This is a genomic window from Maribacter aquimaris (assembly GCF_014596745.1).
Lineage (GTDB): Bacteria > Bacteroidota > Bacteroidia > Flavobacteriales > Flavobacteriaceae > Maribacter_A > Maribacter_A aquimaris.
Genome location: NZ_JABTCF010000002.1, coordinates 420,258 through 433,007, shown reverse-complemented (window position 1 = coordinate 433,007; position 12,750 = coordinate 420,258). Strand labels below are relative to the sequence as shown.

9 protein-coding genes and 2 pseudogenes are annotated in these 12,750 nt (G+C 36.5%); 3 read left to right on the top strand and 8 right to left on the bottom strand.

Annotated elements, in window-relative coordinates; genetic code table 11:
• Positions 1-13: 13 nt before the first annotated feature.
• The 7 genes and pseudogenes from HPE56_RS05905 to HPE56_RS20265 all read right to left on the bottom strand — a co-directional run bounded on the left by HPE56_RS05905 (position 14) and on the right by HPE56_RS20265 (position 9,451).
• Positions 14-553, bottom strand: coding sequence for a DUF3347 domain-containing protein (locus tag HPE56_RS05905; protein ID WP_188242843.1), 540 nt, complete (start codon positions 551-553; stop codon positions 14-16).
• A gap of 59 nt (positions 554-612) precedes the next feature.
• Positions 613-995 (bottom strand): annotated as a pseudogene (locus tag HPE56_RS05900) (DUF302 domain-containing protein).
• Positions 996-1,038: 43 nt separating this feature from the next.
• Positions 1,039-3,366: a multicopper oxidase domain-containing protein gene (locus tag HPE56_RS05895; protein ID WP_188242842.1), complete on the bottom strand. Its 2,328-nt coding sequence runs from the start codon at positions 3,364-3,366 to the stop codon at positions 1,039-1,041.
• A 77-nt stretch (positions 3,367-3,443) separates the two neighbouring features.
• Entirely contained in the window at positions 3,444-4,661 is a 1,218-nt protein-coding gene (locus HPE56_RS05890) for a TolC family protein (protein WP_188242841.1), read from the bottom strand.
• Positions 4,658-8,407 carry an efflux RND transporter permease subunit gene (locus HPE56_RS05885; RefSeq protein ID WP_188242840.1) on the bottom strand — a complete coding sequence of 1,250 codons (3,750 nt, stop codon included), beginning with the start codon at positions 8,405-8,407 and terminating at the stop codon, positions 4,658-4,660. The genes HPE56_RS05890 and HPE56_RS05885 overlap by 4 nt, the downstream gene beginning before the upstream one ends.
• 107 nt (positions 8,408-8,514) lie before the next feature.
• Positions 8,515-8,931, bottom strand: coding sequence for an HYC_CC_PP family protein (locus HPE56_RS05880; RefSeq protein WP_188242839.1), 417 nt, complete (start codon positions 8,929-8,931; stop codon positions 8,515-8,517).
• Between the two features lie 146 nt (positions 8,932-9,077).
• A pseudogene (locus HPE56_RS20265) lies at positions 9,078-9,451 on the bottom strand (type I restriction-modification system subunit M N-terminal domain-containing protein).
• A gap of 553 nt (positions 9,452-10,004) precedes the next feature.
• Between HPE56_RS20265 and HPE56_RS05875 the strand changes: the two are divergent.
• Positions 10,005-10,199 carry a hypothetical protein gene (locus tag HPE56_RS05875; protein WP_188242838.1) on the top strand — a complete coding sequence of 65 codons (195 nt, stop codon included), beginning with the start codon at positions 10,005-10,007 and terminating at the stop codon, positions 10,197-10,199.
• Between the two features lie 478 nt (positions 10,200-10,677).
• Here HPE56_RS05875 and HPE56_RS05870 read toward each other — a convergent pair whose 3' ends face one another.
• Positions 10,678-11,556: a hypothetical protein gene (locus HPE56_RS05870; RefSeq protein ID WP_188242837.1), complete on the bottom strand. Its 879-nt coding sequence runs from the start codon at positions 11,554-11,556 to the stop codon at positions 10,678-10,680.
• A gap of 126 nt (positions 11,557-11,682) precedes the next feature.
• Between HPE56_RS05870 and HPE56_RS05865 the strand changes: the two genes are divergently transcribed.
• Both HPE56_RS05865 and HPE56_RS05860 read left to right on the top strand, forming a co-directional pair.
• A complete protein-coding gene (locus tag HPE56_RS05865) occupies positions 11,683-12,093 on the top strand; it encodes a helix-turn-helix domain-containing protein (RefSeq protein WP_188242836.1) in 411 nt (136 codons plus the stop codon).
• Between the two features lie 369 nt (positions 12,094-12,462).
• A complete protein-coding gene (locus tag HPE56_RS05860; protein WP_223170200.1) occupies positions 12,463-12,717 on the top strand; it encodes a hypothetical protein in 255 nt (84 codons plus the stop codon).
• Positions 12,718-12,750: the final 33 nt, after the last annotated feature.

Sequence of the window (12,750 nt, the reverse complement as noted above, 5' to 3'; positions counted from 1 at the left end):
TCTGAAAACTACATTACAGCTTCTCTATGGTTTCTGTAACCTTACCACATTTTAACATCTTATCGCCATAATATGGATTTCGTATTTCCTTATCATTGGAAAGCCAGTATCCTCCAGTATTGTTAAATGCCATTGGGCAAAATTGTTTATAGATTTCCCCTGATGACAATGCTTTTTTAAGTAATGGTTCTAATTGAGCAGTTACATCGGAAAATGCTTTTCGCTGGGTTTCGATATCATCAGAATCCGCAATCATCGAAACAGCAGTTTTAAATGCATCATCATCTGTATTTTCAATTAACATCTTCGCACCAGATTGTGCTTCAGTTGCATTTGAATTTACCAAGGCAGTTTTAATATGAATATAATGCTGATATACTTCTGCTGTCTTTTCATCGTTAAAGTTTGCTTTCGCACTTTGCTCTGTGTCATGGTTCATTTCAGAGTGCATCGTATCAGTTAATTTTTCCTTTTTACTGTCTTTACAAGACATTGCAGTTAGGCTCACAAAAGCCATTACAATAATGGGTATTGTTAATTTTACTTTTTTCATTTTGTTTTGTTTTAAGTTTATAATTGTTTTTTTGTTGTTTAATATTTGTGAATAATGTCTTATAATTTTTCAATCACATTTTCCAACATTGACGTTATTTCATTGGCAATAGCGTTCAATTTTTCGTTTTCTACAGCCTGCATTGATGCCATTGGGTTAACCGCAGCTACCTCAATAACACCTTCTTCTATTTCCTGTACTATGTGCAGGGCAACATTGTTCCGATTTTATCTTCTGCTTGCAACGCTTTGTGTGCAAACGGCGGGTTACAAGCCCCAAGAATTCTATATTTTTTAAAGGTTACATCAAGTTTTTTCTTTAAGATTTCTTTGACGTCAATTTCTGTAAGTATGCCAAAACCTTCATGTTTTAACCCTTGTGTAACTTTATCGATTACATCTTCAAAAGTGCCTTCGATTGTTTTGTTAAAATAATAGTTCATAATTTTTTAATTTTTGGAATTAATAATCTGATTCATTTTTTATTTAAAATCTTACTGAGAACCCACCACCTGCACCAAAACGGTTATCGTAGCTTGCCATAAATGAAAAGTTTCGTGATATAAAATATTCGATACCTGCATTCCAAACAACTTCCTTTGCGAAATTGTCTTTTACTGGAAGGTCATTTACCCATCCAAAATCTGCTTGGTATTCATAAGTGCCAAAAATTGCTGTTCTCGGAAAAATGAGTATTTCACGGCTCAAACCAATTTGTGGTCTTAATTTGTTATCGATACGCACATCGAGATTAAAGAGAAAAGGGGTTAAATATCTAACTCCAACAACTGCTGTGGTTGAAAGTTCATCTAAACTATCTTCCAGTTCATTTTCTATGTTAACACCACCAAACACCCTTAAATAATCGTGCAGATAGCGTTCGTAGGTTACTTCTGCTTCAAGGTTTTTATTCCAACCGTATTCCCCCATTACATTAAATTGGTTACGAATATTGGAAGTTGTAAAATTAAACTCGGTCATATGTGATGCTGCATCGAGCATCGCCCACGTATAATACATATCGGCTTCGTTAATGAGACCACTTATAGGATGTTCTTTTAATCGTTCATCACGAGGTGTGTCATAACTAATTACCCGTGCCATTCCGCTCATCATATGATAGAGTATGTGGCAATGAAAGAACCAATCGCCGTACTCGTTACCATAGAATTCGATTGTAACCTCTTGCATTGGCGGTACATTCACGGTATGTTTTAAAGGTGAATACTCGCCGTTTTTGTTGATGACCCTAAAATAATGACCGTGCAAATGCATTGGGTGGTGCATCATTGTGAGATTGTTTAGGGTTATTCTCGTTACTTCCTTATGATTAATTTTGATTTTGTCGGTTTCGGAAAGTGGTACACCATTCATACTCCAGATATAACGGTTCATATTTCCAGTAAGATTCAGTAAGATTTTCTTAACGGGAACATCCTTGACATAGGCTGTTTTTTCGGGCGACTTCAAATAGTCGTAATTATATTCTGAAAACATATCCATTCCTTCCATATCATCTTTCTCCATTTTTGAATCCTTGGACATTTCCATATTAATCTTTGAGTGGTCCATTTTGGAATGGTCTATTTTTTCATTCTTCATTGAATCTTTAGGCTTATTCATTTTCTTTTCGCCTGTAGTATCCATATTCATTCCATCCATTTGCATCCCATATTCTTCCTTCATTTCAAACCGTTCATCTTTTTTAGGCTGGAATTTTAGGGCGTGTGCACCCATCTTCATATCCATTTTTGCCATTTTTTTCATCATTTCGATTTTATCAGGTCTTGGCAATATTTCAGCAGGTAAAACTTTGCCGTTTCCTATATATGCCAAGGCACTACCCGAACCGTCCTGTGCCATTGCCCGAAACTCAATTTTCCCTTCATCTGGAACGGTGACAATAAAATCATAGGTTTCCGCTATGGCAATAAATGTCTTGTTCCGTTTTATAGGTACATCGTCCTTACCATCTGCCGCAATCAAGGTTGGGGTGTCGCCACCAAATGTCATCCAAAATTGTGATGATGCCGACCCATTGATGATTCGTAAACGGATTTTTTCTCCAGGTTGAAATTCAGGATACTCTATAACCTCTTTGCCATTGACCAAAAAGGCAGGGTAGTAAATATCCGCTATATCCGCACCCTCCATTCGCTGTCTCCAAAAATCAAGCTGTGCACCAAATGCACCTCTTGCAATGACTTGGTTTAGAGGTGTGGACGTTCCTTTTTTCATTTGATACCATTCATTGCCACGCTTTAAGTTTCGTAGAACATTCATTGGTTTTTCATTTGTCCAATCGGAAAGCATCAATACTAAATCCTTATCGTAATCCAAGGTTTTTTCTTTTGGTTTTATGATAATAGAACCAAATACACCGCTTTGTTCCTGTAACATTGTATGTGAATGATACCAATATGTGCCGTTTTGTTTTATAGGAAATTCATATTTGAAAGTAGTTCCGGGTGCAATGGGCGGGGTTGTCAAATAAGGAACACCATCATAAAAATTTGGTAAAATAAGTCCGTGCCAATGAACGGATGTTTCCTCGCTCATTTCGTTTTTCACATAAATGACTGCATATTCACCTTCGGTAAATTCCAAAGTGGGACCAGGGATTGTACCGTTTACGGTCATTCCCTTTACTTCTTTTCCTGCTTTGTTTACCATTTCTTCTTTGATTGTCAAAGTGTATTCGTGAACTGGTAGATTTTCTTTATTTCCTTCTTGGGACTGCTCATAAATGCTTTGGCCAAAAATGGTTTGGCATCCCATTAAAATAAGTAGTGTTAGGTATTTTAAATTCTTCATTTTATATGTTTTTATAATTAAAATTTTATTAAATAAAAGGATTGCGGTGTAACCGATTACCTCTTTTGATGTAATTGTTAACTTATGAGATAGTTTATTATCGTTGATTGCAAATAGTAGGTCTTAACGGATTCTATCTGGTTCATTTGAAACTTCAACTGCAATTCCTGAATGTCCAATACATCGTTAAAATCTATTGTTCCAGTTTCATAGCTTTTGATTAAAATTTCTTCGGCATCATTTGCCTGTTTCAAATTCTTCGTTTGTGTTTTGTAGCTGATTCTTGCAGAAATTCTATCGTTCACGGCTTTATCTAAAACCGTTTCCAATTTGTTCAATCGTTCCTGTTTTTGTAAAGTTATTTCCTCCTGTTGCAACTCATTCTGTTTGGTTTGCGATTTGTACTTATTGTTGAATATTGGAATTGATAATGATACCATTGGCATTACTATATCTTTTCCGTTATCGCTAAAGTCCATATTTGGTCTTTTGTCCACATTCACGTAATCCAGTCCAAAACCAATCATGGGAAGGCTTTCCTTCTGATTTAATAGCTCGGACTGCTCAACCGATTGGTAGAGTTTGTCATATTTAATCAATTCGGGATGTAGGGATAAATTTTCTGTATTGATTAAGTCGGTTTCAGATGGAATAGTTAGTTCTTCAACCACATTCACTACAATATCTTTATCACGGTTCAACAATTTATTGAGTAGCGTTTGTTCCGCCAAATATTGTTGAGCCAACACTTCTTTTAGTTGTTCCAACTCGTTTTGACGCATTTGTAATCGCAATACATCTACTGCTGAAGCTTTACCAACTTCAAGAGAAGTCAAAGCCAATGTTTCGTAGGTTTCGAGCAATTCAATATTTTCAACCAGTACTTTTTGTTTTGCCTTATTTGCATAGAGATTGTAATAGGATTGCGATACAGAGGTCAATAATTTCCTTTTGGCAATAACAATGTCCTCATATTTTGCATCGGCTAATGAGCTTACATAATTTTCCCTTGCCGTGATAGAGCCAAACCAAGGCATCATTTGTTTAGCTGACACCTTAAAGCGTTGAGCTCCTGTTCTCGTTTCCGGTTCGCTCACAAAATAGCCAACGCCTAATTCAGTATTTGGAATCGTGTTTACTTCATTTACTTTTTCAGAAGCAATGCTATATTGCAATTCAAATTTTTGGATTTCTGGACTATTTTTCAATGCTTCATCAATAAGGGTTTCCAATTGTTGAGCATTAGAAAAACCAAAGGTTAAAAGTCCAATCACTATTAAAATTATTCTTTTCATTTCGCTACGTTTTTAAGTTGTACCTCTTGTTTCCAACTATATAAAACAGGAACAACGAACAATGTGATTAAGGCGATGACCATACCTCCAAAACTCGGTATTGCCATAGGAATCATAATATCGCTTCCTCGACCTGTGGAAGTTAAAACTGGTAATAATGCCAAAATGGTGGTTGCCGTGGTCATCAAACAAGGACGAATACGTTTTTCTCCAGCTTCAACTACGGATGCTCTTATTTCCTGTTTTGTTTCAGGTGTATTTCTATCAAAGGTTTGGGTCAGATAGGTTGCCATTACTACGCCATCATCTGTTGCAATACCAAACAAGGCGATAAAACCGACCCATACGGCAACGCTCAAATTAATGGTGTGCATTTGGAACAAGTCCCGTAAATTTTCTCCAAAAAAATTGAAGTTTAAGAACCAACCTTGTCCATACAGCCAAATCATTAAAAAACCACCTGCGAATGCTACGGCAATTCCTGTAAAAACCATTAATGATGTGGCTATCGACCTAAATTGGAAATATAAAATCAAGAAGATAATTGCTAATGCTAATGGCACTACTACCGATAAAGTTTCTTCGGCTCGCAATTGATTTTCATACGTTCCCGTGAATTGATAGTTGATACCTTTAGGCACAATCAATTCCCCCGAATCGATTTTCTGCTGAATAAGCCCTTGGGCATTTTCAACCACATTAACTTCTGCAAAACCATCCAGTTTATCGAATAAGACATAACCCACTAAAAAAGTATCTTCACTTTTAATGACTTGTGGACCTTGTTCATAACGTATGGTTGCCAATTCACCCAATGGTACAGGGCTACCTTTCTCCACAGGCACATATATCTGTTTTAAATCGTTTGGATTTTCTCGCAACTCTCTTGGATAACGAACACGAACCCCATAACGTTCACGACCTTCGACGGTTTGGGTCAACGACATTCCGCCTACGGCTACTTTGAGAACATTTTGTACTTCTTCAATTGTTACGCCATATCGTGCCAGTTTTTCCCTATCTATATCAATTAATAAATACGGTTTTCCTACTATTCTATCTGCAAAAACAGCTTCGGTTTTAACACCTTCCGCTTGTTTCAAGATATTTTCCAATTGAATACCAAAAGCTTCAATTTCTTTTAAATCCTGTCCTTTTACTTTAATTCCCATTGGTGCACGCATTCCTGTTTGAAGCATTACCAATCGGGTTTCAATGGGTTGCAATTTAGGTGCGGAAGTAACTCCTGGTAGTTTGGTTACTTTTACTATTTCCTTCCATATATCGTCTGGGGAATTTATTTCTGGTCGCCAGTTTCTGAAAAATCCGCCATCATCATCGGGAATTAGATTGTTGGAAGATTCATCAACGGTTATCAAAACTTTTTTGCCATTTTTTCGGGCATTTTCAATTTTTTCAGAACCAAGTGGAAAATTTGGATTTTCAATCAAACTACCATCACTTCGTATAAAAAAACCATCATCGTTAACTTTATAGCGTTGTCGAATTCCTTTCTCATTCAATATGTATTCAGATTTATACTGAATTACATTTTCGTACATCGACAATGGTGCTGGGTCTAAAGCAGATTCTGTTCTACCTGATTTCCCCACAACCGTTTTGATTTCGGGAATACTGGCCACGGCCATATCCAACTGTTGTAAAATCCGCTTGTTTTCTTCCACTCCTGCGTGTGGCATAGACGTTGGCATCAATAGGAATGAACCCTCGTTTAATGATGGCATAAATTCCTTTCCGGTATTTTTCATAATAAAAAAACCAGCAATGACAATTAGGGTTGGAATGGATAGAAACAGTATTTTATTGGCCAAAGCCCATCTTAAAATACGTGTATAGTATTGTCTGAATAAGGTAAAGAAACCTAATAGTCCAAAGCAGATAAGTCCAACAAAAATAAGATTCCAAAGTATGCTTCTATCTACACCTAAAGGTCGCCAGTATTCGGCTAAAAGGATTACGATGGCGAAAGCTGAAACACCAATGTTTAAGAGATTGGAACGCTTTTCTGTTACTTTATCTTGTAGTTTTAATAGCGTAATAACTCCAAACGCAATAAGGATTAGCCCTAACCAATAACCAAAGACGATAGCTATAATACCAAGTGCTATTAAAATGCCATTGATTACATATCCAGAAGTTTTTTTAATGCTTTTCTTTCTGAACAAAAATGCTGCAAATGGTGGGATTAAGAATAAGGCAACAATTATGGAAGCCGTTAACGCAAATGTTTTTGTAAACGCCAATGGTCTGAACAATTTACCTTCCGCACCAATCATTGTAAATACAGGAATGAAACTAATAATGGTGGTCATTACTGCCGTAACAATTGCTCCAGAAACTTCCGCAGTAGCGTTATAAACGACCGTGTTTATGGGTAATGTTCCATCATCTTCATCAAGATGCCTGATAATATTTTCCGAGAGTATAACACCCACATCTACCATTGTACCAATCGCAATAGCGATACCTGACAACGCCACAATATTAGCATCCACACCAAAGAGTTTCATCGCAATAAAAACCATTAAAACGGCAACGGGTAAAAGTCCTGATATGAGTACCGAAGCTCGAAGATTAAATACCATAATGATGATGACCAAAATGGTAATTAGTATTTCCAAGGTCAATGCTTCGTTAAGTGTTCCTAAAGTTTCTTGAATGAGTTCCGTTCGGTCGTAAAAAGGCACAATGGATACTTGCGACGTTCTTCCATCACTTAATACTTTTGATGGCAATCCCGTACTTAATTCATTTATTTTTTCCTTTACATTGTTGATTACCTCCATTGGGTTCGCACCATATCGTGCAACTACAACCGCTCCTACAACTTCTGCACCTTCTTTGTCCAAAATTCCCCTGCGAGTTGCTGGGCCTATGGACACTTTGCCAATATCCTTGATTTTAATTGCTGTATAATCTTCGGATGTGACTACGGCATTTTCTATATCGGAAATAGACTTAACATAGCCCAAACCACGTACCAAATATTCAGCTTTATTTATTTCCAAGGTCTGTGCACCAATATCTTTATTGCTCTCCTTAACCGCTTTTACAACTTGGTTCAATCCAATATTGTATTGCCGCATCAACTCGGGATTTACATCAATTTGATATTCCTGAACATAACCACCGATCGAAGCAACCTCTGAAACACCGCTTGCAGATGACAAAGCATATTTTACGTAGTAATCCTGAATGCTCCGCAATTCGTGCAAATCCCATCCTCCAGTAACGTTGCCTTTTTCATCACGTCCTTCCAACGTGTACCAAAATATTTGCCCCAAGCCTGTTGCATCAGGGCCCAAAGCAGGATTCACACCTTCTGGAAGCAATCCACTTGGCAATGAGTTTAGTTTTTCGAGAATACGACTTCGACTCCAATAAAATTCTATATCCTCTTCAAAAATGATATAGATGCTCGAAAACCCGAACATAGACGAACTACGAATTGTTTTAACGCCTGGAATTCCGAGAAGGGATGTGGTTAATGGATATGTAATTTGGTCTTCTATATCTTGTGGGGAACGACCATCCCATTTGGTAAATACTATCTGCTGATTTTCGCCGATATCTGGTATGGCATCAACGGCTACGGGGTTACTTGGTAAAAAACCTGTTTCCCAATTAAAGGGTGCGTTGACCGTTCCCCATCCTATAAATAGCACGAGCATTAGTACTGCAACAAGTTTGTTTTCTATTAGAAATTTTATGCTTTTATTTAGCATTAGCTTGATAATTAAACAATTAGACAATGGCGTTAAGAAAACACAGAATACAAGGAATTATCCTAATGGATAACATCCACCGGATAAAAAAGTCTATTGTTTAAAAATCAAATTAAATAAGTCTCGTCAAGCTTGTAGATTTGCCTGAAGACGAGTGGGGGGGCGTAATCTCTATATGAAGTTACATTTTCTTCTAAACCTTCAAATAGGTTTATGTAAGTGTAAACAAATGATGCAACAAACAATTGTTGGTCGAAAGTAAGTGTGTCAAAAGATATTTTTAATTCATCTTGACCGTCAATAACTATTTGTTCGCCTGAACAGCAATCATTAATTGTTATGTTACAGTCGGAATTTGATGTAGATTTTTCCATCACCATTCCACAATTTTCCGCTTTATAGAAAATAGCTGAATCCATTAATGTATCTCCACAATAATGCATATCAACAGTAAATGACATTGTAGAGAATAGCACTACAATTGCCATTAAAAAGGATGATATTTTGTGAAAAATTCTTTTCATTAATGCAAAAATATTAAATATTTAAATACTTGGACGCTTTTTAACGTATTGTTTATGCTAACATCAATTTCCAATAACAAAATATCTGTTCAAATGCTTTACTCCTTAACCTAAAATAAAACATTCGAACCCTTGACGTTTATAATTTAAAATGTTAAAATTTGAGAAACCTGTATATTCCTATCATCAACCTTTACTTTAATATCGTCTTGTTCCGCATTGTCCTTTAAATATTGCCATGAGGCAGTTTTCGGTATCATGAACGTATTACGAGAACGATATTCAACATGATCGGCCAATACATAATCTTTTTCCGCTTGATCCGTGGTATAATATTCGGAACTTGGTTCGTTAAGGGTGTTTTCAAGTTCCTCTTTAACGATATCAAATCGTTCACTGAGGTGTTTTAAAAAGACCAGGGTAATATATAATTCTTATAGTTATTCTCTGAAACCGCACCACGAAGCTCGTTAGCAGCGTCCCACAATTCTTTTTCAAAATCAATATCTGCTTTTGCCATAGGAAATACGTACTATAATTTTTAAGAGGAGTAAATAATTACAACCAAATTTAACAAACCAAATTTGAAAACGGTACTAAATCAAACTCCAAATATTTAAATCAAAATAAATGAATTTAAAAGAAATACCCTTACGGAAAAGCGTAATGGCATTAAGAAATTTATGCTTTGTAATGCTTTTTGTAGATAGCTACCTCTACATCTTGTTGTTTATCCCAAAACACGACCCCGCATTCCTTGCAGGTCCTTCTCCCTTGGATGGCCAGATACTTGTCAAGTGTCGTAAAAATGTACTCTTGAACAAAAGAACTTTAGTGAAAGTTAACATAAATATTAATCAATAATCTTTTGTAACTGTAAAAAAAAATTTAGTTACTAATTACAGGTTCTTTATGTTACATCCTTATATAAAATTACTTCGTATCATTGTATAAACTCAATAAAATAAGTGGTTTACATGGATTATAAAATAACTTAAAGGCGACACGATATGCCATGTCCTTTTAAACTAAATTAATATTTCCTTACTTGATAGTAATAAAAAAAGTAGCATATGAAAACGGTAAAATACAAGGATAAAGATAGAGAGTTTGAAATGCCACCCGAAACATTTGTTAAAGCATTTCCCAAAGAAGTAATGCTTGCGTTGCTTAACTCAAAAGAAAGTAAATTAACGAAATATTGGAACTACTTTAAATCTCTACCGTTCATATATAAAATATTATCATATTTAAAAACTTATGCCTAGATTTAGTTTGTGGTTCTGGTAGAATTCGGGTTGATTAAAAACATTATCTAGCACCACATTAATTGAGTTTGTAAACGGATTCTGCAACAGTAATTAATCCCAACTTTTACTAAACTTTATGATAAGCTGTCTAAAGTTCGATTATTGGAGTCAATAATTATGCTCTTCTGGGGTCTTTCAATGATTTCCTTTTTACCCACCTATCACTCAACTTGTAAAAAGTTCTACGAAAGGTCATTTTAATATAAACCTAAACGGTCTTTTTGGCCTCAGGCCTCGAAACTTCTTCACCGGTAGAATGAACATTCTCCATTTTGATAAAACATACGCCGTATTCCTTACGGCAATTATAAAGTTGATTGCCCTATTGCCGCAAAACAAAATGTGCCTACCGAATATAACCATGACCATAAAAGGAAAGGTAAGGAAGGACTTTACTTTCCAACATCCTACTTAATCATCTATTCCTTTCGACAGCTTACGATCCTTCCTTCGAAGGGTTACAATGTATTTCCCTGAGATGTGCCAATTGTATTTCACCCAAACCCCTTGCCTCCATAAAGAACCGTTCACAACGGCGAAAAACCCTGTCCGAATCATCTGATGAAAATTGGACCGCCCCCTTGAAGCGCATGATATGGTGCGCATTGCACAGCATATAGAACTGGCGCTGCAGGCCGTATGTCCCTCGGGGAAATATCCTTTGCGGCAACCCGGTAAAGTGACGACATAAATGGAACAGATAGGACAGGGAATAATGGTTTGGGACGTATTCCCAAAAGATGCGCAACAATCCAAGGCATACCTGTTCCAACGCACAGCACATTACCGCCATTTTGGAAGCCGTGTCCTCCTTTGCCCCGATAATGCCAATGACCGAAATAAGATAGTCCGCCCTTTCCATTCGGTCTATCCAACTTTCCCTGATTCGTTCATAATAGGTGCTATGCAGACATAACCCAACAGAACAGGACTCGCTTACTAGATTGTTCTCCTTAAAGATGCAGGGTGTCCCGGAAACGATACGGTTCAGAAAATTATCCCCGATGTCCAACCTTTTAAGGACATTGGAAAGGGTACGGAAAATTACATATACCCTACAGCGTCCTTTCATTTTACCATATAGGTTCCCCATGAAATCCCCCAGGTTTTTTGCCGGGGATCTATGTCCGACGATCAGAAGCGTATAGGTAACGGTCTCTTGTGGCATGACCGGTAATGGGTATAGGAAAACCTTTTGCCTCCTTTTGACGGTCTCCATACCGATCACGTATACCGAATGCAGGGGCAGTTCTTTTTGTATCAATTCTATCAGTTCGTCCCTAAATGGGAATTTTGAGGTTGTTCCTGTTTCCATGATGTCCTATTTTACCTCAATAAACAGCAAAGCTGTAAAGTACCGAACCACCACCGTTTGTATTTTACCCTATGTTAATTGTTCTTTACCCGTTATGGATTGTATGAAAAACCATATATTTGATATATGGAAACAGCAGAGAAACCGAACCATATTGGTAGAAAGATAGGTCGTATCAGGGAGCTTCGAGGAATGAAGCAGGAAACCCTGGCGGAAGAATTGGGAATCAGTCAACAGGCCATTTCTAAAATTGAACAATCTGAAAAGATTGAAGAAGAGAAATTAGAAAAAATCGCAAAAGTTCTGGGTGTGACCAAGGAAGGAATAGAGAATTTTTCTGACGAAGCTATTTTTAACATTATCGGCAACACCGTTACCAATCATGATAACTCCTCCCTACTTTGTTTTCAACCTAATTTTAATCCCATTGAAAAGTTAGTTCAAGTCTACGAAGAAAACAAAAAATTATACGAACGTCTATTAAAGGTAGAACAGGAAAAAATCGCTTATCTTGAAAAGCTGATGAAAGAAAAATAGATAATGTACTTCTATGAATTTGTAGCCTTACAATTACCGAAAACCAGTTTTTTTATTCGATTTACAGTAAATTTTCCCATGTTTATTGGCTTCCCAGCGTTTTTACAGTAAATGTGATGCGGAGCGCAATACTGAAACATATATAAGTAATTGAATATCAATTACTTAAAACAAGTAACATCGCTTTAGCGTGTTACCCTCTTGCTTCTCTTTTTTATCCACTTCGCTCCTAAAAACGGTAGCTCTTTTTCTTCTAGATTAATTCATTTAACGGGAGGAGGTGAACTAGTACTTCTATTCATTTCCTATTCAGAAAATAAGAATAGGTCCCATTGCGAAACCTCAAAAATTGTTGCGAAAAGCTTTTTCTTGAAAGATGAAGCAACTTTAAAACAGCATACCACTTCAGAAGGCTATGCTAGTTTGGTTACCGTTCAAAATATGCAGCCAGATTCCGATAAAGAAATTGAAGTAGAAATTTTGGACAACGCCATTTATGGGGAAATTGCTTGGGTAAAATATAGCTCTAACTATGATGGAAAATCTGGTGATTTCAAATTGGTTAAAGAGAACGGTCAATGGAAAGTCACAAATAAAGAACCTAGGGAAAAAGGAACATTTTAAGTTCAGAAAAAATAAACTTAGGCAAGACTCATA